Raw genomic sequence first — 20,532 nt, forward strand, 5'->3', positions numbered from 1 at the left:
GGGCGGCTGCGGTCAGAGCAGCTCGATCCGGTAGCTTTCGATCACGGTATTGGCGAGCAGCTTCTCGCACATCGCCTTTACCTCGGCTTCGGCCTTCGCAACGTCGGTCTCGGCCAGGTCGAGTTCGATCACCTTGCCTTGGCGGACGCCGGTCACGCCTTGGAACCCCAGAGACCCCAGCGCATGGCGCACGGCCTCGCCCTGCGGGTCAAGGACGCCGTTCTTCAGCATGACGGTGACACGAGCTTTCATCGGGGCCTCCGGCGCAGTGGGTTGCTCGTCCTTAGCGAAGGGGCGCGCAGGGGGCAAGACCCGCGTCATCCGCCAGAAGCAACCGCTGCGCGACAAGGGCACCGCTGCCGGCCAGCACTGCCGCAAGCAGGAAATATCCCGCGATCCAGACTGCCTGTTCGGGCAGGTCGTGCCCCGCATCGATCAGCAGGCCGGTCACGCCGGGTCCGATCGCGCTGCCCAGCACCATGACTGCGCCCGTCATCGCCCGGATCCGGCCCAGATGGGCGTTGCCGAAGAACTCGGCCCAGATCGCAGTGGAAAGTGTTGCATTCGCCCCGACCGAGAGCCCCATAAGCACCATCGCTGCGGCGGCCGCGCCCGGTGTCGTCGCATGGGCGATGGCCAGATACCCCAGGGCCAGCGGCAAAAGATAGACCGGCACCAGCCGGGCCGCGCCAAAGCGGTCCACAGCCCATCCGGTGGCCAGCATGCTGGCAATGCCCGAAATGGTGAACACAGGGAAGAGCGCGACAATCGTGACATGGGCCCAGCCCTTCACCTCGGCCAGGTGAACCTGGTGGAAGAAGAAGGCGGTGATCCATGCCGGCGGCCCCAGGATTGCCGGAACCAGCAGCCAGAACAGCCAGTGGCGCAGGACCTCGCCCCGCGTCCAGTGCCGCCCGCCCATGCCGGCCGAATGCTGTTCGGCGGCAAAGCTTTGTGGCGTTCGTTCCTGCCGCAGCAGCACGTGAAGCACCGGCATCAGCACGATCGGCACCAGCCCCGCCAGAAGCCACAGGCTGCGCCAGTCGATCAGCAACATCAGGCTGGCGGCGGTGATCGGCAAAAGCGCCTCTCCCGCTGCAACGCCAAGCCCGGCAAAGGCGACTGCCCGCCCGCGACTTGCCGCGAACCAGCGCGACATGGCGACCATGGCTGTATGGCCCATCATGCCCTGACCCGTCAGCCGCATCAGGAACACCGCGACCCAAAGCATCCAGACCGCCGGCGCCGTGGCCATCAGCAGCGACGAAGCCGCCAGCCCGCAAAGGATCACCAGCGAGATGTGCCGCACCCGGAACCGGTCGGTCAGCCCGCCCGAGTAGATCATCACCGCCGCCGAGGCCATCGTGGCCCCGGCATAAAGCGCGCCCCAAGCCCCGTGTGACAGGTCGAAGGCCGCGCGAATCTCTCCGGCAAAGACCGAGATGAAGAAGGTCTGGCCGAAGCTCGAGGCCCAGGTCAGCAGGAAGCCGGCCATCAGCCAGCGCAGGTTCTGGCGGAGGAAGGCGATGTAGTCGGTCATTCCGGGGCTTTCCGGTATTTTGACGCCGCAGATCCTGGCCCGGTCCGCACGGGGACAAGACCCTGATGCCCGAAAACGCGATTTCGGTCTGCGCCCTCAGTTGATCAGGGTGGGCTTTGTCGTATGCGTGACGTTCGAGGGCAGCACACCCAGGCGACGCGCTAGTTCGGTATAGACATCAGCCAGTGGCTGCGGGTCTGGCACTGTTCCGTCAGGGCGCTCGGGAAGGCGCATGTCCCACAGCCGGCAGCTGTCGGGGCTGATCTCGTCGGCGACGATCAGACGCATGAAATCGCCTTCCCAGATGCGGCCGACCTCGATCTTGAAGTCTGCCAGGCGAATGCCGACGCCCATCATCACGCCGGAAAGGAAGTCATTCACCCGCAAGGCCAGCGCCACGATGTCGTCAAGATCCTGCTGGCTGGCCCAGCCAAAGGCAACGATATGCTCTTCTGCGACCATCGGAGAGTTCAGCCGTGGATCCTTATAGTAGTATTCCACGATCGGGCGGGGCAGCTGCGTGCCTTCCGGGATGCCCAGCCGCGCGGTCATCGGTCCTGCGGCAAAGTTGCGCACGATGACTTCCAGCGGAATGATCTCGGCCATCCGCACCAGCTGTTCACGCATGTTCAGCCGGCGGATGAAATGCGTGGGTACCCCGATCTGGTTCAGACCGGACATGAAGAATTCCGACAGGCGGTTGTTCAGCACCCCCTTGCCCTCCAGCGTGGCCGGGGCTGCTACGGTGGGGGCGCTGTCGTCCTTGAAATACTGAATCAGCGTGCCAGGTTCCGGGCCTTCGTAAAGGATCTTGGCCTTGCCTTCGTAAACCTTCTTGCGCCGTGCCATGCCGTCTCCGTTTCAGGGTCCCGCAAAAGGGTAGGGGACCCCGTGGGGGGTGTTCCCTTGGCCTATAGTCCATGGGTCGCCCTGTCGCAAGGCACGAGGGGGAGAAGGGGGCTTGCGGCAGGGCCGGTCGAGGGGCATATGAGGGACAAACAGTCCATGCCCGGGGGAGCCCATGACCACCTTCGACGAACGCGAGCATGCCTTCGAGGCCAAGTTCGCCCATGACAGCGAAATGCAGTTCCGCGCCGAGGCGCGGCGCAACAAGCTGGTCGGACTTTGGGCAGCGGAACTGATGGGCAAGACCGGCGACGAAGCCACGGCCTACGCCATGCAGGTCGTCGAAGCCGATTTCGAGGAAGCCGGCGATGAGGACGTGGTGCGCAAGGTCGTCGCCGATCTGGCCGGCAAGGCCAGCGCCGACGAGGTGCGCGCCAAGCTGAAGGAGCTGATGCCCGTGGCCAAGGCCCAGCTGCTGAGCGAGATCTGATCCCTCTGCGCCCGCCCTGTGCAACTTGAGGCGGGCGCCATCATTTCATGCGCAATATGAATTTGCGTCGGGTCCGGGTGCATGGCATTGGGGGCTGAACCCGGCCAACCGAAGGACGCTTTCCATGACCGACCTGCTTTCGCGCCTGCTTGGCGAACGCGACTGGCTGATGGCCGATGGCGCGACCGGAACGAACCTGTTTAACATGGGCCTCTCCTCTGGCGAGCCGCCCGAACTGTGGAATACCGACCGCCCCGATAACATCCGCAGGCTTTATCTTGGCTCGGTCGAGGCAGGGTCGGACCTGTTCCTGACCAACACCTTCGGCGGCAATGCCGCGCGTCTGAAGCTGCACAATGCGCAGGACCGGGTGCGGGAGCTGAACCGGATCGGCGCCGAGCTTGGCCGCGAGATCGCCGACCAGGCGGGGCGACCTGTGGTGGTGGCCGGGTCGATGGGCCCAACGGGCGAGATCTTCGAGCCGATGGGCACACTGACCCACGCGACGGCGGTCGAGATCTTCCACGAACAGGCAGAGGGTCTTAAGGAGGGCGGGGTGGATGTCCTGTGGGTCGAGACGATCAGCGCCCCCGAGGAATTCCGCGCCGCAGCCGAGGCGGCGGCGCGGGCCGGCATGCCATGGTGCGGCACGATGAGCTTCGACACGGCGGGCCGCACAATGATGGGTGTGACATCGGCCGCGCTGGTGGATCTGGTCGAGAAACTGCCGAACCCGCCGATTGCCTTCGGTGCCAACTGCGGTGTGGGTGCTTCTGACCTGATGCGGACTGTGTTGGGCTTCCTGTCAACCGGAACGCAGCGGCCGGTGATCGCCAAGGGCAATGCAGGTATTCCCAAGTATCACGATGGCCACATTCACTATGATGGCACACCCGAACTTATGGCGGAATATGCCGTGCTTGCCCGCGATGCCGGGGCCCGGATCATCGGCGGATGCTGCGGCACGATGCCCGAGCATCTGAAGGCCATGCGTCATGCCCTTGAAACCCGGCCGAAGGGGCCGCGCCCGACGCTGGAAGACATCTCGGCGAAACTGGGTGCATTCTCCTCGGCCTCGGACGGGACGGGCGATACCTCGGGCGAACCCCGCCGCGAACGGCGCGGACGGAGGGGTTAGGGCCTGGATAGATCCGATAAGGCTGCGTCAGGCCGGACCGCTCAGAACAGCGCAAGCTGGTCGCCGGCCCTGGGGGGCGGGGCAAAAAGGTCGGTGCGCAGGGGCGGAAGCCCGCTGCCCAGCCCGAGCCGCCTGCGCGCAAGTTCAGCGCGGCGGTGTATGAGATCGGCCCATAGGCCCTGACCGCGCATCCTGGTGCCGAAGGCAGGGTCGTAGTCCTTGCCCCCGTGCAATTCGCGCACCCTGCCCATGACGCGCGCCGCGCGGTCGGGAAAGGTCGTCTGGATCCAGCGGCGGAAGAGATCGGCCACCTCCAGTGGCAGACGCAGGGGAATCGAATTGGCAAAGCGCGCGCCCGCGTCGCGTCCGGCCTGCATCACTGCCTCAAGTTCGTGATCGGTCAGCGCCGGGATCAGGGGCGAGACCTGGATGCGCACCGGAATGCCCGCGCCGGCCAGCCGCTCGATCATCTGCAACCGCCGCTTTGGGGCGGGTGCCCGCGGTTCCATCCGGCGGGCAAGATCGGGGTCAAGCGTGGTGACGCTGATCGACACCGCCGCCAGACCATCGGCCGCCATCGGGGCCAGAAGGTCGATGTCGCGTTCGACGGTCGTGCCGCGCGTGGTGATCCAGACCGGGTGGCGGAAGGCGGCCAGCACCCCCAGAATCTGCCGCATGATGCGGCTGTCCTGTTCCACCGGCTGATAGGGGTCGGTGTTGGTGCCGATGGCCAGCGGCTGCACACGGTAGTCGGGCTTGCGCAGCTCGTCCTCCAGCACGGCAGCGATGCCGGGCCGCGCAATGAGGCGCGTCTCGAAATCGAGCCCCGGTGACAGGTTCAGCCATGCATGCGACGGCCGCGCGTAACAGTAGATGCAGCCGTGTTCGCAGCCGCGGTAGGGATTGATCGACCGGTCGAAGGGCAGGTCAGGCGACTTATGCCAGGTGATGGCCGAACGCGAGCGCTCTTCTCGCAGTTCGGTGCGAACGGTCCGTTCTTCCTCGGCGATGTCCCAGCCGTCGTCGAAGGCGACGCGCCGGGTCGCCTCGAACCGGCCGGCGAGATTGCTGTCTGCGCCGCGACCGCGCAGACGGTGGCCAGGAAGGATGCTGTTGCTCATGTGACGAAACTAGAACATATGCGGAACAGGCGCCACAACTTTCCTGCCCGCGACGGCTTTCTGTCGGCTTTCATCCGGTGTATGTCGCTTGCCGAATAGTGATGCGGTCGCTTTGCGACCATGCACGAGTCAGACACTTCCGCTTGGAGCGCCCGCAATGGCCGACGACGAAATCATCCTCTCCGAACTTTCGGACGACGAGCTTGTGCTTCAGATGCACGACGACCTCTATGACGGTCTCAAGGAAGAGATCGAGGAGGGCGTGCGTATCCTGATCGAGCGCGGCTGGGCGCCCTATGACGTGCTGACCAAGGCGCTGGTGGCGGGGATGACCATCGTTGGTGCCGACTTCCGTGACGGTATCCTCTTCGTGCCCGAGGTGCTGCTTGCCGCGAACGCGATGAAGGCGGGGATGGCGATCCTGAAGCCCCTGCTGGTCGAAACCGGCGCGCCGCGCATGGGCAAGATGGTGATCGGCACGGTGAAGGGCGACATCCACGACATCGGCAAGAACCTGGTGGCGATGATGATGGAAGGCGCCGGCTTCGAGGTGGTGGACCTGGGCATCAACAACGCGGTCGAGAAATACATCGAGGCGCTGGAGACCGAAAAGCCCGACATCCTGGGCATGTCGGCGCTCTTGACCACGACCATGCCCTACATGAAGGTCGTCATCGACACGATGAAGGAAAAGGGCCTGCGCGACGATTATATCGTGCTGGTGGGCGGTGCTCCCCTGAACGAGGAATTCGGCAAGGCCATCGGCGCGGATGCCTATTGCCGCGACGCTGCGGTTGCGGTCGAGACCGCCAAGCAGTTCGTTGCGCGCAAGCACAACCAGCTGAACGCCTGAGCGCGGCTCCGTGATCCTGCCGGGGCTTGCACAAAGCCCCAGCAGGGCGCAGATTGATGCGCAGGGGGACAAGCCATGCCGTTGACGCATTTTCTTGGGCTGATTGCACTGGTGCTGGTTGCGGCGGGTCTGACGCTATGGCTTGCCTTTGGCTCTGGTCTGCCGTTGGTGGCGCTGATGTTCGCGGCTCTGTCGGCAAGTGTGATCCTGACCTGGACCCGGGTCAGCCGTTAGGGCGCCCCCCGGCGCCGATGAAGGTGCCCGATGGATGATCTGACCCTTTCCGAATCCGGTCTTGCGCCCAACCACACGGGGCGCATCCTTCTGGTGGCGTGTGGTGCCCTTGCGCACGAGATCCTGGCCCTCAAGGCAGCGAACGGCTGGGAGCATATCGATCTGCAATGCCTGCCCGCCAAGCTGCACCTGTGGCCGGACCGGATCATCCCAGCCGTCGAGGCGGCGGTCATTGCGGCGCAGGGGCGCTATGAGACGATCTTCGTCGTCTATGCCGATTGCGGGACGGGTGGTCTGCTGAAGGCGGCCTGCGACCGGCTGGGGGTCGGTATGGTAGAAGGCCCGCACTGCTATGCCTTCTTCGAGGGCAATGCCGCCTTTGCCGCCCGTGCCGAAACCGAATTCGATGCCTTCTATCTTACGGATTTTCTGGTGCGCCAGTTCGATGCCTTTGTCTGGAAGCCCATGGGTCTGGACCGCCACCCCGAACTGCGGGACATTTATTTCGGAAATTACCGCAAACTGGTCTATCTGGCGCAGCTTGATGACCCCGCGCTGGATGCAAAGGCGCAGGACTGTGCCGCACGGCTGGGGCTGGCCTACGAGCGGCGCTTGACCGGTTATGGCGACCTGGCAAGGACGCTGGCGCGTGTTGCCAGCTAGGTTGAAAAATCGGTGATGACCGCGACACCGGGCGCGGTGGGGCCGTCGAAGGCCTGCAATTCCGTTGTCGCCTGTGACAGCGGCACTCTGCGGGCGACAATCGGGCGCACGTCGATGCGGCCGGACTCGATCAGCGAAAGCAGGGTGGGGTAGCGCCAGGCTGGCATGCCGCGCGTGCCGAACATCGACAGCTGGCGCATGTAAAGCGTGTTCATGTCGATCTGCATGCTGGCGGTGTGCCCGACAGGAAGGCCGATCTGGACATGACGGCCAAGCGGGCGCAGGCAGCTCAGCGAGGCATTGGCCGTTGCCTCGATCCCCAGTGCCTCAACGCTGACATGGGCACCGCCCTGCGTGGCTTCGACGATTCGCGCGGCAACATCGCCCTCGCGGGCATCCAGGGCCACTTCGGCGCCAAGGCCGAGGGCATGGGCCAGCTTGTCGGGCACCACATCGACCACGATTACCCTTGCCCCGAGCGCCCTGCCGACAAGCAGGCAGGAAAGGCCGATCCCACCCGTCCCGTGGACGGCAAGCCATTCCCCGGCCTGCAGCGCAGCGCGCCCGGTCAGGGCATGGAAGGCTGTGGTTACACGGCAGCCGAGGCCAGCTGCAAGGTCGGGTGAAAGGCTTTCGGGCAGACGGGTCAGGTTATGTGCATGTGGAACCGAGACATATTCGGCATAGGCTCCGCGGTCGCCGAAGCCCGGGACGCGTTGGCTGCGGCAGGTGGTTGTCTGACCGGACCGACATTCTGGACAGGCGCCGCAGGCGAGGATGAAGGGGGCGATCACACGGTCGCCCTTGCGCCACGTCGCCAGCGGGCCGGCGTCGACCACCTCGCCACAGTATTCGTGGCCAGGGATGTCGCCAGGTTTCACCTTGGGGTGTTCGCCGACCCAACCGTGCCAGTCGCTGCGGCAGATGCCGCAGGCGAGGGTTCGCACCACCACGCCATCCGGCTCGCAGACAGGGTCGGCGACAGTTTCGAGACTCAACGGCTCGCGGTAGGCGCGAAGGACGGCGGCGCGCATCAGGATCCTCGGTAATGGTTCAGGCAGAAGACGCGGATTGCAGAGGCCAGCCCCTCGTCGCCGCGCCGGGCGGCGTCGATCTCGGCGGCAAGGAGGTTAAGAGGGGTCTGCCGTTCGGCGGCAATGGCGCGGAAGGCCTCCCAGAACTCGGGCTCGAGCGAGACCGAGGTGCGGTGGCCGCGAAGGGTGAGCGAATGCTTGGCAGGGCGGCTGGTCATGATGGAAGGCTAGCGGATGCAGCGGTGGTGCAAAATCCCCAAGCAAGGATCTTGCCACGTTTCTTGCAAAGGAAACCCGGGGTGAAAGGCGGATCAGAGCCTCTCGGGATTTGCAGAACGCCACGAGATGCCCCGCATTCTCGACCAAGCCTCCGTCGGGTGCCGTCCGGCTGGACAACATCTGGCCCATCCATTCCTGCGACGTGACAGGCAAAGGCGGGTGTGGCATCGGGCGCCTTCCTGCCGACAGCCTGTCATAGCCGGGCCAACGCCCGGTTACTCGCTCTCGCGCCGATGTGCTTCGAGGGTTCTTGCGGCCTTCTCGGCCTCTGCCGTCTGAAGCGCACGCTCGGCCTTGGTGCGACCGTGCTTCGCTGCATTCGCATCCGCCGCGGCGCGGGCGGCCTTGCGGGCCGCCTGCTTGCGTGCGTTGCGGAGGTTGACGACTTCGGCCATCAGCCCTTCGGGCCGATCATGTCTTCGGGCCGCACGATGCGGTCGAAGGTCTCGCCATCGACGAAGCCGAGGGCGATGGCCTCTTCGCGCAGGGTCGTGCCGTTCTTGTGCGCGGTCTTGGCGACCTTGGTCGCGTTGTCGTAGCCGATCGTGGGCGCCAGCGCCGTGACCAGCATCAGGCTTTCCTTCATCAGCTTCTCGATCCGCGTCCGGTTTGCCTGGATCCCGACCACCATGTTGTCGGTGAAGCTTGCGGCCGCATCGCCCAGAAGCTGGATCGACTGCAGCACGTTGTAGGCCATCATCGGGTTGTAGACGTTCAGCTCGAAATGGCCCTGGCTGCCGGCAAAGCCCACCGCCGCATCATTGCCCATGACATGGGCGCAGACCATGGTCAGCGCCTCTGCCTGGGTCGGGTTCACCTTGCCCGGCATGATGCTGGATCCCGGCTCGTTCTCCGGCAGGATCAGCTCTCCCAGGCCCGACCGCGGACCCGAGCCGAGAAGCCGCAGGTCGTTGGCGATCTTGAACAGGCTTCCGGCCACCGTCTTCAGTGCGCCCGAGAACATCACCATCGCGTCATGGGCAGCCAGAGCCTCGAACTTGTTCGGCGCGGTGACGAAGGGCAGGCCGGTGATCGTGGCAATCTCGGCCGCGACGCGTTTGTCAAAGCCCACGCGGGTGTTCAGCCCCGTGCCCACCGCCGTCCCGCCCTGTGCAAGTTCGTAGATATGAGGCAGGCAGAGCTTCACCCGCTCGATCCCCCGGTCCACCTGGGTGGCATAGCCCGAGAATTCCTGGCCCAGCGTCAGCGGCGTCGCGTCCTGCGTATGTGTCCGGCCGATCTTGATGATGTCCTTGAATTCCTCGGACTTCGCCCACAGGGCCTTCGCCAGCTTTTCCAGCCCCGGCAGGAGAACGTCGCGCGTGTGCATGCCGATGGCCACATGCATTGCGGTGGGGAAAGTGTCGTTAGAGGACTGGCCCATGTTCACATGGTCGTTCGGATGCACGGGCTTCTTCGAGCCCATGACGCCGCCCAGCATCTCGATGGCGCGATTGCTGATCACCTCGTTGGCATTCATGTTCGACTGGGTGCCGGAGCCCGTCTGCCACACGACCAGAGGGAAGTTGTCGTCGAACTTGCCCTCGATCACTTCCTCTGCTGCCGCCACGATGGCCTTGCCCAGCGTCGGGTCCAGGTCACCCTGCGCCATGTTTACCAGCGCGCAGGCCTTCTTGATGACCCCGAGCGCGCGGATGATCGGGACAGGCTGGCGTTCCCAGCCGATGGGGAAGTTGATGATCGACCGCTGGGTCTGTGCGCCCCAGTACTTGTCGGCGGGAACCTCGAGCGGGCCGAAGCTGTCGGTCTCGGTACGGGTCGCGGTCATCGGAATCTCCTCGCAAACTCTCGTGTCCCGCATAGCGCCGGGGGGCGGTGAAATCAATTGGCATACCGTCGCATACCGTCGCGCCCTTCAACGGGATTGCCCGACGCCTGCCTCAGTTCCGGTGAAAGCGGTAGACGGTTGCGGGGGGAAGGTTTGCCCAGACCTTGTGCCCCTTGTCCACCGTCAGGCCCAGGCTTGCGATCGTTTCGGGCGACAGGGGCGGCCGGGGGCCATAGGTGAACTGCACATAGCGGCCGCGCGGGGCAAGAATGCGGAATGCGGCATCGACGATACCCTCGCGCACCTCGGACGGCATCGACAGAAGCGGCAGGCCCGAGATCACGGTCGATACGCCGGGCTCGATCAGCCGTGGGGCCTCTTGCGCGGGCAGGCGGTGGACCGTGACGCCCGGGAACCTTTCGCGCAGATGTTCGACGAACTCCTCGTCAAGTTCGAAAAGGGTCAGGTCTTCAGGGCGCACGCCGCGGGCCAGGATCGCCTCGGTGAACCGTCCGGTTCCGGGTCCGAACTCGACCACGCGACCGCTGTGCGGCCCAAGTCCCAGGGTCATTGCCCGGGCCAGCGTGCGCGACGAAGGGGTGATGGCGGAAACCTGCCTCGGGTTCCGCAGCAGGCGTCGGCGGAACAATGCAAGGTCAGAGGTCACGGTTCAGGTCTTTCGGAACTTGTCGAGTGAGACCACTTCGGCGTCCTGACGGGGGGTCTCGTCCTCGGCCTCGATGTCCTCTTCCTCGTTGTCGTCCTCGTCATCATCGTCGGTGGGCTGGGTCTCGAATCGCAGCCCGAATTCAACCGACGGGTCCACGAAGGTGCGGATGGCATCGAAGGGAATCACCATCGGCTCGGGCTGGTTGCCGAAATTCAACGTCACGCTGAAGCTGTCGTCGCCGACCTCGAGGTTCTCGAACCAGTGCTGCAGAACGACCGTCATCTCGGACGGATAGCGTTCGCGGAGCCAGTCGGCCATGGCCACGTCGGGATGCGTGGTGTCAAAGGTGATGAAGAAGTGATGCGCGCCGGGTAACCCGTTTCGTGCCACATCCGCAAGCACGGTCTGGATCAGACCGCGCATGGCCCGGTGCATTAGGGTTCCGTAGTCGATCGAGCGCGCCATGTCCCGTCCTTTCCCATTGGATGCAGCATAGGGGATTCGGGGAACAAGGAAAGGGGCGGCGGGCGGATTGCCAATGGGCAATCACAAAAGCGCCGCTAGTGCCGACGCGCTTGCCGATAGGGCAAGCACCCAGACCAGCGGCCAGTGCCGCCATAGCAGCCCCACGGCTGCGCCGGCAGCAATCAGCGCGGGCAGCGGGCGCAGGCTGGCGGGGTCGGGCCAGATGAGGTGGATGGGGCCGATGGTTGCCTCGGGCACGCTGGCGAACAGCACGTTCAGCGCAAACCACAGCGAAAGGTTGGCAATGACACCAACCACCGCAGCCGTGATGGCGGCCAGTGCGCCGGACAGGCGCGGCAGGTGGGTCAGCCGGTCGATGAAGGGGGCACCTGCAAAGATGAACAGGAACGAGGGAACGAAGGTCATCCACAGCGCTACCGCAGCCCCTGCAATTCCCATGGTCCAGCCCCCCACCTGATGCGCGGCCAGATACCCGACGAACTGGTTCACCAGGATCAGGGGGCCGGGTGTGGTTTCCGCAAGGCCCAGCCCGTCCATCATCTGTGTCAGGGTCAGCCAGCCGCGGTCTTCGACCACCTCCTGCGCCATCCAGGCCAGAAGCGCATAGGCCCCGCCGAAGGTCAGGACAGCGAGCTTCGAGAAGAAGGTGCCGATTTCGAAGATGCGTTCGGGCGCAAGGGCCCAGAGTGCGCCCAGCGGCAACAGCCAGATTGCAAGCCACACCCCCGCAACCCGCAAGGACCGGGCAAGCATCGGTGGTGCAGCCGTCACGTCGGGGTTCCCGTCGCCGGCGGGAGTGCGCAGAAAGCCCCATAGCGCAGCAGCAAGGATGATCATAGGGAAGGGAAGCTTCAGCAGGAACAGTCCGACAAAGGCTGCGGCCGCGATCAGCCAGGCCTCGCGCGACTTCAGAGCACGGCGCGAGACGCGGGCCAGCGCTTCGATCACGATGGCAATGACTGCGGCCTGTATGCCGGCAAACAGCGCAGCAACCAGCGGCACATCCCCGACTGCCGCGTAGATCAGCGACAGCGCAAGCATGACGGCTGCGCCAGGCAGGACGAATAGCCCACCGGCGATCAGCCCGCCCCTCACGCCGTGCAGCCGCCAGCCGATCCAGGTGGCCAGCTGCATCGCCTCGGGCCCCGGCAGCAGCATGCAGAAGGATAGCGCGCGCAGCCAGTCGGCCTCGGTGACCCATCGTTTCTCGTCAAGCACGACCCGGTGCATCAGCGCGATCTGTGCGGCGGGTCCGCCAAAGGAAAGAAGGCCGATCCGCGCGAAGGTGCGTGTCAGCTCGGGCAGCGAGGGGGTCACGATGCGCGGCTTATCTGGCGAGGATCACGAGCCCGCCGGTTTCGCCTTCCAGCGGGCCATGTTCGGCCGAGGTCGGCTTGAGCATCGCCTTCAGAAGCACCGGTAGCGGCGTCCAGTAGGGGATATACCATTCCTGATCGACCTCGAGGATCAGCACCCGGTCACTCTGCGCGTCATAGGCGCCGATCAGGCTGATGTGCGGCCCGTCCCAGTCGCCGGTGACGACGCCCTGGTTGAAATAGACCAGCGCCACGTCATCGGCCGAGGCCTCGTTGACCACAAGCCGTGCGCGCAAATCCGCCAGTGTCGCCGCGTCCTCGGCCAAGGGTCTGAAGCTCGAGACCTTGAGCGGCAGACCCCGCGCCTTCGCTGCGGCGGCCGTGAACTGCTCGAGTTGGGCGAAGGTCACGCCATCGCCGCCTTCTGCCGAAAGAGCGGCCCATTCGGGAATGCCGGTGGCCTCCAAAAGCGCGGGCTGGGTCATGACCGCATCCTCGGCAAGCGGCGGCAGCCCCGCCAGCCCGTTCACCGCAGCAGTCACACTGGCAATGGAACAGGCCGAAGAGGTGAACTGCGGTTTGACGAAAGGCGAGAATGCCCAGTAATCCGGGGCCGGCGCGGTGCGCAGATAGGCGTGATCGGTGGTCACGGGAACGGCATCGGGGCCCAGCTTTGGGTGTGGCTCTTCGGCCATGGCCGGCGACAGCGCGAGCGCGACGGAAGCGCTGGCGAACGTGGAAAGGAAGCGCATCAGATGTCCTTCGGGTGGCGCGGCACGACGTGGTGGCAGGATGATGCAGGCAACGGGTGCCGGTCAAGGCAAGGCAGGGGATTAGCCGATCGGCCGGGCGAGTTCGCGCAAGAGTTTCAGGCGCAGGGTTTCGGCATAGTCCTGCAGGCCGCGCGCGGTGACGACGAAGCCGCCGGGCGAGATGATCCAGCGCCGGTAACAGGTGGTGATCGGGATGGCGGGGCCCGGCTCTTCGATGGCGATGGCGTTGATGGTGATGCCGGCCGCAACCGCCTCGGCCCGGGCGCGGGCATCGGTGAAGCCCGCGTTTTCCTGACCGTCGCCGGAGATGTCGCTGACGCGGCGGTGGCAGTCGGGCACGGCGGCGAACTGCGCGGCGGCGAAGCGGATACCCTCGCCCACGGCGGTGTCCGAGCCCGAGAAGGCGCGCGGCATCGCCCCGGCCCGGGCGGCGAAGCGGGTCACGTCGGCCTCGGACAGCATGCGCGCCCAGGGCAGGACCAGCGCCTGCTCGGCCACGCCGGACCACTGGACCACGGCCAGCGCGACCTGATCCCGGACCAGGGCTTCGATGACGCCGGGATCGGACAGGGCGGCCGCGAGCCCGCCGGCCTGAAGCCGGTAGTCGGCCGGTCGATCGAGCCGGAGACGTCGATGGACAAGAGGAGTGCGGTCTCGCAGGCGAGAACAGGCGGGGCGGTCAGGCAGAGGAGGAGGGCCGCGCGGAGCATGGTGCAGGATGGCGGCGGGGGCGGGTCCTGGCAAGCCGCTCGTCGATGACTTTGTCACTCCTCGCGGACGGGGGTGACGAGACGCCGGAGGCGATCGAGGAGCGGGGAGAGGAGGAGGAAGGTGCAGGTTTCTGTTGCCAGGTACCTGCGAACCCCGCCTTACGCGGCTAAGCGGAAGGACTTAGGTTTGGTTTTGCGAGCCGCTTACGCAGCCAGCGCCACCGGAGCACGGTTGTCGTTGGCAACTGTGTTCATGCACCGATAACGGTGGTAGCTCACCGGGCGAAAGCTGGCCTCTTTGGTCGTTCGTCGATCCTATTTCGGCCCCATGCCCCCGCAACGCCGGGTGTCTGGTGGAGCCGCCGGGTACCGCCCCCGGGTCCGAGCCGATTATTACAGGTGCGTTTATCGCCATAGTCGGGGTCACCCCCGACGGCATCACATATAGGGGCAGGGGGCGGGCTGCGCAAGGCGGGGTGTGTCGTGGCTGCAACCATGTTCATGCAAGTGGCAGGGGTGGCCATGCAGGTGTGCAACCTTTGCGAACCGGGCGTGCGGATGAAAGTCGATCACCGACAGCGGGTATCGGCGCCGTCCCGGCATGGCCCCTAAGGCAGGCAGCCCTTAAGGATGGGCAGAGCTTGAACATCCGGCGCCTCGCCCCGCGGACCTTGGCTGCACGGTGATGAGATCGGCCAGAACCTCGAGACGCTGGTGTTCTCCTCCACATTCGGCCGTGCCATCGGCCTGACGATCGGCGCGCGTGAGGGTCGGCACCGACAACCGGTCTGATTCTATCCGCCGCGCGGCCGAGGCTGGCCTTTGGCATCTGGGCTTCGGCCTGCCTGGCCATGCTGGGCAACTTCCAGACCTGCCGATCCGGGGTCATCGGGGTCGCAGACGTTGAAGTGAATGTCCGGCGTTCCGGCTTCCCCAAGGCACCTTCGCTGATGCCGGGTCCATCACGGCAGCATCGGAAACCGCCGGAAACCGATGCCGCACCATTGAAAAAGGACGCCCGGGTGTTCCCCGGGCGTCCTGTTTCATGCGCCTGACAGCCCCAGCGGCAGGGCTTTCAGAAGCCCGACTTGATCATCTCGAATTCCTCGATCATCCGGTCGCGCATCGCGGTCGAGGGCGGATCCTGCACGAACAGCGGCGTGCTGATCGGATCGACGAAGGCAGCAGCCAGCGCCTCAGGCGAGATCTCGGCCATGGCCGCGTCGTTCGCCGATGCGTAGCCGATCGCATCCAGAAGCGGCTGGGCCGAGGAATGCGCAAGCAGCGAGTTCATCAGGTCATAGGCCTTGTCCTCGGAGCCGGGGCCGTTCTTCATGTTGACGAAGCCGCAGAACCAGGTGGCCGCGCCTTCGGCCGGAGCGCGGTTGAAGCCCACGGGGAAGTTCTCCGATTGCAGGATCGCGACAGGGTCGTTCCACGACCAGGCAACCTGCACCTCGCCCGACGCCATCAGCTGCGACAGTTCCGAAGGGTCGGCCCAGTAGGCGCGGACGTTGGGATGCACCTTGCGCAGCCAGTCGGCCGCAGCCTGGAACTGTTCGTCGGTAACATTTTCCCACGATGTGGTGCCGGTCGCCATGAAAGCCAGCGACCAGACATCATCGGTATTGTCGGGCAATGCGATGCGGCCGGCATATTTCGGGTCGGCAAAGACCTGGACGGTCGCCACATCCTCGGCCGGCACCGTCTCGGCGTTGTAGGCGATGGCCGTGTAGGCGTAGTCGGTCGGAATGAACCACACGCCCTGATCGTCCCTGAAGGCATCGGCCATGCGCGACGGGATATTCGCGAATTCGGGAATTCTCGAAACATCCCACGGTTCGATCAGCCCCGCTTCGATGTAGCGCGGAACGGCAGCGGCGCAGGGGTGGACGACATCGGCCTTGAAGCCGGAAGACACCTTCTGGAAGGCTTCATCGTCATCGGCGAAGAACACATAGGTCGGCTTCTGGCCATGCTTGTCGACATAGGGTTGCAGCATCCCGTCGATTTCCCAGCCCGCCCAGTCAAGGACGGTGAGTTCGGGGTCGGCTGCATGCGCCGCCGCAGACAGCGACAGCACCGACACGGCGCTTAGAAGGCTAATGGGCAGGCGAGACATCGTCACTCCTCTGTAGTGGCGGCCATTCGGTGGCGCCTTGTGTTGGCTCGCGCGGTCCGGGAAGGCGGCCCGACATGCGGAAGGTGGCGGCTGGACGCGGAAAGAACAAGAGGGCAAACGCGCATGCCGGCTGTGGTGACGCGGAAAAATGCGTCATCTGTCGCAAATTCGGGCAGCTTTGCCCCGGCAGGAGCCGGACTTGCGGTTGCGCGACCGGAATGTTAGGCGTCTCATCGTGGCTGGCTGAACGCCGCCACTGGTCCGCCGGGAAAAATCGGCGGATCTGGCTGGAAGACCTGCCGCGGACCGGGATATCCCGCCTGTCGCGCGCGGGTGTCCCCGGTCGGCGGCCCTATGCAGGAGGCCGCCCCGTGGCGCTGGATCTCGATTTCGTTCGTTCGCAATTTCCGGCCTTTTCGTCGCCGGTCCTGTCCACCCACGCCTTTTTCGAAAACGCCGGGGGCAGCTACCCCTGTATCCAGGTGGTAGAGCGGCTGACGCGTTTCTACCGTGACCGGAAGGTACAGCCCTATGGGCCCTATCCGGGGGCGCAGGCCGGCGGGGCCGAGATGGACGAGGCCCGGACCCGGCTGGCCGCGATGATGGGGGTTTCGCGCCAGGAGGTGTCCTTCGGCCCTTCCACCAGCGCGAATACCTATGTGCTGGCGCAGGCGGTACGGAAATGGCTGGCGGGCACGGACGGCGCCGTGGTTGTGACGAACCAGGACCACGAGGCCAATTCCGGCGTCTGGCGGCGCCTGGCCGACGAGGGGATCGAAGTCAGGGAATGGCAGATCGACCGGGGGACCGGATCGCTGGACCCGCAGGCTCTGGCCGGGTTGCTGGCGGACGGGAAGGTGAAGCTTGTCTGCTTCCCGCACTGCTCCAACGTGATCGCCGAGATCAACGATGTGGCGGCGATCTGCTCCATGGCCAGGGCGGCAGGGGCACGGACGGTCGTGGACGGCGTGTCCTATGCCCCCCACGGCTTTCCGGACATTCCGGCACTGGGATGCGACGTCTATCTGTTCTCGGCCTACAAGACCTATGGTCCGCATCAGGGGATCATGGTGATCCGCGAGGACTTCGGGTTCGAGCTGCCGGGGCAGGCGCACTTCTTCAATCATGGGGTGCTTTACAAACGTCATACCCCGGCCGGGCCCGACCATGCCCAGGTTGCGGCCTGTGCCGGCATGGCGGACTACATAGATGCTCTGGCCGCGCGGCACGGCATCACGGGCGAAGCGGCTGCGCGAAACCGTGGTGTGCACGACCTGATGCGGGCGCAGGAAGTGGCGGTCATCCAGCCCCTGCTGGATTATCTTGGCCAGCGCAACGACTTGCGGTTGCTTGGGCCCCGTGACGCCGCGCGCCGCGCCCCCACCGTCGCGGTAGAACTGGACCGACCTGCCGAACCGGTCAGCGAAGAGCTGGGCCGCCACGGTATCGCCTGCTGGGCAGGCGATTTCTACGCCGTGCGGCCCCTGCAGGCACTGGGGATCGACCTGGACAAGGGTGTCCTGCGGATGAGCGCAGTGCATTACACCAGCGCCGAAGAGGTCGGGCGCCTGATCGCGGCGCTGGACCGGGTGCTGTAGCATCGATCCGGCAAGGAAAGGGCGCGCAGGCCCACGTGCCTGCCGCCTTTGCGCGCGATGCGCGGCAGGATCGGCGATGGGGTCATGACGCCCCACACCCCCTGAGCAGAAGAGAAAGAGTTTGCCCGCAACCTGATCTGGATCCGTTTTCAGTGCGTAGCCTAAGCATTGGAAAGTTCGGGGCATGTCTGACAGCACGTTGATCCTTTGGTTCCGCCGCGATCTGCGGCTGGCGGACCAGCCGATGCTTGCGGCGGCGGCGGCCTCGGGCCGGCCTGTCGTGCCGGTTTTCATCCTCGACCCGGAAACGGAGGCGCTGGGCGCGGCGCCGAAGTGGCGGTTGGGGCTGGCGGTCGCGGCCTTTGCAAGGGCCCTCGACGGGTTGGGACTGCGGCTCGTCCTGCGGCGGGGACCGGCACTGGAGGTGCTGCGCGCCATTGTGCAAGAGACTGCCGCCGGCGGGGTATGGTGGTCGCGGCTGTATGATCCAGCATCGGTCGCGCGCGATACTGCGGTCAAGGCCGCGCTGAAGGCTGCCGGGCTTGAGGCGCGCAGTTTCGCCGGACATCTTCTGCATGAGCCATGGCAGATCGAAACCGGGGCAGGGGGATTCTACCGCGTCTTCACGCCTTACTGGAAAGCGATGCGCGGTCTTGCCGTGGTCGCCCCCGAGGCGGCACCGACACGCCTGCGGGCAGCCAAGAGCAGTCCGGCAGGTGATCGGCTTGAGGACTGGCGGCTTGGCGCGGCGATGAACCGCGGCGCATCTTTGGTGCTGCCCCATCAATCTGTGGGCGAGGCGGCGGCGCGGGAAAAGCTGGCGGCGTTCCTGGCGGGGCCGGTGCATCGCTATGCCGAAATGCGGGATTTTCCCGCGGTGGCAGGAACCTCGCGCCTGTCCGAGAACCTGACCTATGGCGAGATCGGCATCCGCGAGGTCTGGCATGCCGGCCTGCGGGCCCGGGACGAGGGCAAGGCCGGTGCGGAAAGCTTCCTGCGTGAACTCGCCTGGCGCGAGTTCAGCTACCATCTCATGCATCATACGCCCCACATCACTACCAGGAACTGGAAGCCGGAATGGGACGACTTCCCCTGGCGCGGCGACAACCCCGAGGCAGAGCGCTGGCGCATGGGCATGACCGGCGAACCCTTCGTCGATGCGGCAATGCGCGAGATGTATGTCACCGGCACCATGCACAACCGGGCGCGGATGATTGCCGGCAGCTACCTGACCAAGCATCTGCTGACGCACTGGAAGCTTGGCCTCGACTGGTTCGCCGACTGCCTTACCGACTGGGATCCGGCGGCGAATGCGATGGGCTGGCAATGGGTTGCAGGCTGCGGCCCCGATGCGGCCCCCTATTTCCGCGTGTTCAACCCTGCCGGCCAGGCCGAGAAGTTCGATCCCGGGGGCGATTATCGCCGCCGCTTCGTCGCGGAACTTTCGCGCGCGCCTGGTCCAGAGGCGCTGGCCTTTTTCCAGGCTGTGCCGCGGTCGTGGGGGTTGGACCCGAAGGCGCCCTATCCTGCGCCGTTGGTTGACCTTGCCGAAGGTCGCGCGCGTGCCCTAGCGGCATATGCAACACGAAAGGCTTGAGTGCGGCGGCTGCTTTGGTGAAAGTGAACGGCGATGATGACCTTGGGGAGGGTCGATGGACATCCTGACGACAGTAAAGGGCCAGGCCGGCCTGCCGCGCTACTTCGCCAAAGCCTTCGAGGTGGCCTCGCGGCTGGGTGAGGGGCGACTGGATTTCGTGCTGCCCGACGGGCGGCGGTTCCGCATCGAAGGCAAGGCTCCGGGCCTGGCGGCCGAGATCGTGGTGCATCACCCTGATCTGTTCGCCCGTCTGATCCGCGAGGGTGATCTGGGCTTTTGCGACGCCTACCTGGATGGCTGGTGGTCAACGCCCGACCTGCAGGCCTTTCTTGACCTGATCCAGCGGCCTGCGAACAACCCGGTCGGCGACAGCTATCCAGGGCTTGGCCTTGTCCGGGCCTATGAGCGGCTGCGGTTCTGGCTGCAATCGAACACCAGACGGCAGGCCAGGAAGAACATCCAGTATCACTACGATCTGGGTAATGATTTCTACCGGCTGTGGCTGGACGAGACGATGACCTATTCCTCGGCCATCTTCCAGAACCCGCAGGAAAGCCTGGAAACCGCGCAACGGCGCAAATATGCCAGCATGGTTGATCGGATCGGTGTACAGCCCGGCGATCACGTTCTGGAAATCGGGTGCGGTTGGGGGGGCTTTGCCGAATACGCCGCGGGAGAGCGCGGCCTGCGCGTCACCGGTCTGACCATCAGCCAGGCGCAGCATGACTATGCTGTGGAAAGGATCGCGAAGGCAGGCTTGTCGGACCGGGTCGAGATCAAGTTGCAGGACTACCGCGACGAGCGAGGCATCTATGACGGCATCGCCTCGATCGAGATGTTCGAGGCCGTGGGCGAGAAATACTGGCCGGTCTATTTCGACACGCTGCGCCAGCGGTTGAAGCCTGGCCGAAACGCCACCTTGCAGATCATCACGATTGCCGACGAACGCTGGCATCTTTATCGCAAGGGCGTCGACTTCATTCAGAAGTACATATTCCCTGGCGGCATGCTTCCGGCGCCTTCCGTCCTTCGGGCCGAGGTAGAGAAGGCAGGTCTGAAGGTCCGGGATTCTATCGAATTCGGTGAAAGCTACAGCCTGACCTTGCGGCGCTGGCACGAAACCTTCACCGAACGCTGGGCCGAGGTCAAACGGCTCGGCTTCGACGACCGCTTCAAGCGGATGTGGGACTTCTACCTCGCCTCTTGCGCGGGTGCCTTCCAGGGTGGAAACTGCGATGTGACGCAGATTACGGTGACGCGACCGACCTGAGGT

21 protein-coding genes, 1 other RNA gene and 1 pseudogene are annotated in these 20,532 nt (G+C 65.3%); 8 read left to right on the forward strand and 15 right to left on the reverse strand.

Annotated features, from left to right (window positions below):
- Positions 1–12: 12 nt before the first annotated feature.
- The 3 genes from purS to EZM81_RS11245 form a co-directional block, all read right to left on the reverse strand.
- The gene (gene purS / locus EZM81_RS11235; RefSeq protein ID WP_135450210.1) at positions 13–252 is read right to left on the reverse strand and encodes a phosphoribosylformylglycinamidine synthase subunit PurS; all 240 of its coding nucleotides are present in this window, start codon (positions 250–252) and stop codon (positions 13–15) included.
- 31 nt (positions 253–283) lie between these two features.
- Complete coding sequence (locus EZM81_RS11240) at positions 284–1,540, reverse strand: MFS transporter (protein WP_136645768.1); 1,257 nt, start codon at positions 1,538–1,540, stop codon at positions 284–286.
- Positions 1,541–1,636: 96 nt separating this feature from the next.
- Positions 1,637–2,389: a phosphoribosylaminoimidazolesuccinocarboxamide synthase gene (locus tag EZM81_RS11245; protein WP_135450208.1), complete on the reverse strand. Its 753-nt coding sequence runs from the start codon at positions 2,387–2,389 to the stop codon at positions 1,637–1,639.
- A 172-nt stretch (positions 2,390–2,561) separates the two neighbouring features.
- On the opposite strand from EZM81_RS11245, the gene EZM81_RS11250 reads away from it, so the two are divergent.
- Positions 2,562–2,876 (forward strand): DUF1476 domain-containing protein, encoded by a 315-nt coding sequence (locus EZM81_RS11250; protein WP_135450207.1) that lies wholly within the window; start codon positions 2,562–2,564, stop codon positions 2,874–2,876.
- A gap of 124 nt (positions 2,877–3,000) precedes the next feature.
- A complete protein-coding gene (gene bmt / locus EZM81_RS11255) occupies positions 3,001–4,014 on the forward strand; it encodes a betaine--homocysteine S-methyltransferase (RefSeq protein WP_136645769.1) in 1,014 nt (337 codons plus the stop codon).
- A 41-nt stretch (positions 4,015–4,055) separates the two neighbouring features.
- Here the strand turns inward: bmt and EZM81_RS11260 are convergent, their stop codons facing one another.
- On the reverse strand, positions 4,056–5,135 hold the full coding sequence (locus tag EZM81_RS11260; RefSeq protein WP_136645770.1) for a PA0069 family radical SAM protein: 1,080 nt from the start codon (positions 5,133–5,135) through the stop codon (positions 4,056–4,058).
- A 157-nt stretch (positions 5,136–5,292) separates the two neighbouring features.
- Between EZM81_RS11260 and EZM81_RS11265 the strand changes: the two genes are divergently transcribed.
- The 3 genes from EZM81_RS11265 (at position 5,293) to EZM81_RS11270 (ending at position 6,885) form a co-directional block, all read left to right on the forward strand.
- Complete coding sequence (locus tag EZM81_RS11265) at positions 5,293–5,988, forward strand: B12-binding domain-containing protein (RefSeq protein ID WP_135450204.1); 696 nt, start codon at positions 5,293–5,295, stop codon at positions 5,986–5,988.
- Between the two features lie 75 nt (positions 5,989–6,063).
- Positions 6,064–6,222 (forward strand): hypothetical protein, encoded by a 159-nt coding sequence (locus EZM81_RS18320; RefSeq protein ID WP_167851001.1) that lies wholly within the window; start codon positions 6,064–6,066, stop codon positions 6,220–6,222.
- Positions 6,223–6,252: 30 nt separating this feature from the next.
- On the forward strand, positions 6,253–6,885 hold the full coding sequence (locus EZM81_RS11270) for a DUF1638 domain-containing protein (protein WP_136645771.1): 633 nt from the start codon (positions 6,253–6,255) through the stop codon (positions 6,883–6,885).
- Here the strand turns inward: EZM81_RS11270 and EZM81_RS11275 are convergent.
- The 11 genes and pseudogenes from EZM81_RS11275 to EZM81_RS11325 all read right to left on the reverse strand — a co-directional run bounded on the left by EZM81_RS11275 (position 6,882) and on the right by EZM81_RS11325 (position 16,064).
- Positions 6,882–7,919: an alcohol dehydrogenase catalytic domain-containing protein gene (locus EZM81_RS11275; RefSeq protein ID WP_136645772.1), complete on the reverse strand. Its 1,038-nt coding sequence runs from the start codon at positions 7,917–7,919 to the stop codon at positions 6,882–6,884. The genes EZM81_RS11270 and EZM81_RS11275 overlap by 4 nt on opposite strands.
- Entirely contained in the window at positions 7,919–8,137 is a 219-nt protein-coding gene (locus EZM81_RS11280) for a ribbon-helix-helix domain-containing protein (protein WP_135450201.1), read from the reverse strand. Before EZM81_RS11280 ends, EZM81_RS11275 begins: the two co-directional genes overlap by 1 nt.
- Positions 8,138–8,413: 276 nt before the next feature.
- A complete protein-coding gene (locus EZM81_RS11285; RefSeq protein ID WP_136645773.1) occupies positions 8,414–8,593 on the reverse strand; it encodes a DUF4169 family protein in 180 nt (59 codons plus the stop codon).
- Positions 8,593–9,987 (reverse strand): class II fumarate hydratase, encoded by a 1,395-nt coding sequence (gene fumC, locus EZM81_RS11290; protein ID WP_135450199.1) that lies wholly within the window; start codon positions 9,985–9,987, stop codon positions 8,593–8,595. Before fumC ends, EZM81_RS11285 begins: the two co-directional genes overlap by 1 nt.
- Positions 9,988–10,099: 112 nt before the next feature.
- A complete protein-coding gene (locus EZM81_RS11295) occupies positions 10,100–10,654 on the reverse strand; it encodes a class I SAM-dependent methyltransferase (RefSeq protein WP_240784113.1) in 555 nt (184 codons plus the stop codon).
- A gap of 3 nt (positions 10,655–10,657) precedes the next feature.
- Complete coding sequence (locus EZM81_RS11300; RefSeq protein ID WP_136645774.1) at positions 10,658–11,122, reverse strand: SspB family protein; 465 nt, start codon at positions 11,120–11,122, stop codon at positions 10,658–10,660.
- A gap of 81 nt (positions 11,123–11,203) precedes the next feature.
- The gene (gene chrA, locus EZM81_RS11305; protein WP_248298201.1) at positions 11,204–12,460 is read right to left on the reverse strand and encodes a chromate efflux transporter; all 1,257 of its coding nucleotides are present in this window, start codon (positions 12,458–12,460) and stop codon (positions 11,204–11,206) included.
- 10 nt (positions 12,461–12,470) lie between these two features.
- Complete coding sequence (locus EZM81_RS11310; protein ID WP_135451024.1) at positions 12,471–13,211, reverse strand: phytochelatin synthase family protein; 741 nt, start codon at positions 13,209–13,211, stop codon at positions 12,471–12,473.
- A gap of 81 nt (positions 13,212–13,292) precedes the next feature.
- Positions 13,293–13,942, reverse strand: a pseudogene (locus EZM81_RS11315) (DUF1194 domain-containing protein).
- Positions 13,943–14,062: 120 nt separating this feature from the next.
- Positions 14,063–14,416, reverse strand: a transfer-messenger RNA (tmRNA) gene (gene ssrA / locus EZM81_RS11320).
- A gap of 601 nt (positions 14,417–15,017) precedes the next feature.
- A complete protein-coding gene (locus tag EZM81_RS11325) occupies positions 15,018–16,064 on the reverse strand; it encodes a PotD/PotF family extracellular solute-binding protein (RefSeq protein ID WP_136645776.1) in 1,047 nt (348 codons plus the stop codon).
- 371 nt (positions 16,065–16,435) lie between these two features.
- Here EZM81_RS11325 and EZM81_RS11330 point away from each other — a divergent pair, with 371 nt between their 5' ends.
- The 3 genes from EZM81_RS11330 (at position 16,436) to EZM81_RS11340 (ending at position 20,529) form a co-directional block, all read left to right on the forward strand.
- Positions 16,436–17,662, forward strand: a complete 1,227-nt coding sequence (locus EZM81_RS11330) for an aminotransferase class V-fold PLP-dependent enzyme (RefSeq protein WP_169052354.1) — start codon at positions 16,436–16,438, stop codon at positions 17,660–17,662.
- Between the two features lie 184 nt (positions 17,663–17,846).
- Complete coding sequence (locus EZM81_RS11335) at positions 17,847–19,259, forward strand: deoxyribodipyrimidine photo-lyase (RefSeq protein ID WP_136645778.1); 1,413 nt, start codon at positions 17,847–17,849, stop codon at positions 19,257–19,259.
- A gap of 55 nt (positions 19,260–19,314) precedes the next feature.
- Positions 19,315–20,529 carry a cyclopropane-fatty-acyl-phospholipid synthase family protein gene (locus EZM81_RS11340; protein WP_135451019.1) on the forward strand — a complete coding sequence of 405 codons (1,215 nt, stop codon included), beginning with the start codon at positions 19,315–19,317 and terminating at the stop codon, positions 20,527–20,529.
- Positions 20,530–20,532: the final 3 nt, after the last annotated feature.

The organism is Tabrizicola sp. YIM 78059 (assembly GCF_004959785.1).
Taxonomy (GTDB): Bacteria; Pseudomonadota; Alphaproteobacteria; order Rhodobacterales; family Rhodobacteraceae; genus Tabrizicola; species Tabrizicola caldifontis.

What these genes read in the sequence shown, in the direction of transcription:
- EZM81_RS11250 (WP_135450207.1), top strand. Translation starts at nt 2,562, where the DNA reads ATGACCACCTTCGACGAACGCGAGCATGCCTTCGAGGCCAAGTTCGCC.
- EZM81_RS11240 (WP_136645768.1), bottom strand. Translation starts at nt 1,540, where the DNA reads ATGACCGACTACATCGCCTTCCTCCGCCAGAACCTGCGCTGGCTGATG.
- EZM81_RS11310 (WP_135451024.1), bottom strand. Translation starts at nt 13,211, where the DNA reads ATGCGCTTCCTTTCCACGTTCGCCAGCGCTTCCGTCGCGCTCGCGCTG.
- EZM81_RS11300 (WP_136645774.1), bottom strand. Translation starts at nt 11,122, where the DNA reads ATGGCGCGCTCGATCGACTACGGAACCCTAATGCACCGGGCCATGCGC.
- EZM81_RS11280 (WP_135450201.1), bottom strand. Translation starts at nt 8,137, where the DNA reads ATGACCAGCCGCCCTGCCAAGCATTCGCTCACCCTTCGCGGCCACCGC.
- EZM81_RS11325 (WP_136645776.1), bottom strand. Translation starts at nt 16,064, where the DNA reads ATGTCTCGCCTGCCCATTAGCCTTCTAAGCGCCGTGTCGGTGCTGTCG.
- EZM81_RS11245 (WP_135450208.1), bottom strand. Translation starts at nt 2,389, where the DNA reads ATGGCACGGCGCAAGAAGGTTTACGAAGGCAAGGCCAAGATCCTTTAC.
- EZM81_RS11270 (WP_136645771.1), top strand. Translation starts at nt 6,253, where the DNA reads ATGGATGATCTGACCCTTTCCGAATCCGGTCTTGCGCCCAACCACACG.
- fumC (WP_135450199.1), bottom strand. Translation starts at nt 9,987, where the DNA reads ATGACCGCGACCCGTACCGAGACCGACAGCTTCGGCCCGCTCGAGGTT.
- purS (WP_135450210.1), bottom strand. Translation starts at nt 252, where the DNA reads ATGAAAGCTCGTGTCACCGTCATGCTGAAGAACGGCGTCCTTGACCCG.
- EZM81_RS18320 (WP_167851001.1), top strand. Translation starts at nt 6,064, where the DNA reads ATGCCGTTGACGCATTTTCTTGGGCTGATTGCACTGGTGCTGGTTGCG.
- EZM81_RS11335 (WP_136645778.1), top strand. Translation starts at nt 17,847, where the DNA reads ATGTCTGACAGCACGTTGATCCTTTGGTTCCGCCGCGATCTGCGGCTG.
- bmt (WP_136645769.1), top strand. Translation starts at nt 3,001, where the DNA reads ATGACCGACCTGCTTTCGCGCCTGCTTGGCGAACGCGACTGGCTGATG.
- EZM81_RS11265 (WP_135450204.1), top strand. Translation starts at nt 5,293, where the DNA reads ATGGCCGACGACGAAATCATCCTCTCCGAACTTTCGGACGACGAGCTT.
- EZM81_RS11260 (WP_136645770.1), bottom strand. Translation starts at nt 5,135, where the DNA reads ATGAGCAACAGCATCCTTCCTGGCCACCGTCTGCGCGGTCGCGGCGCA.
- EZM81_RS11275 (WP_136645772.1), bottom strand. Translation starts at nt 7,919, where the DNA reads ATGCGCGCCGCCGTCCTTCGCGCCTACCGCGAGCCGTTGAGTCTCGAA.
- EZM81_RS11340 (WP_135451019.1), top strand. Translation starts at nt 19,315, where the DNA reads ATGGACATCCTGACGACAGTAAAGGGCCAGGCCGGCCTGCCGCGCTAC.
- EZM81_RS11285 (WP_136645773.1), bottom strand. Translation starts at nt 8,593, where the DNA reads ATGGCCGAAGTCGTCAACCTCCGCAACGCACGCAAGCAGGCGGCCCGC.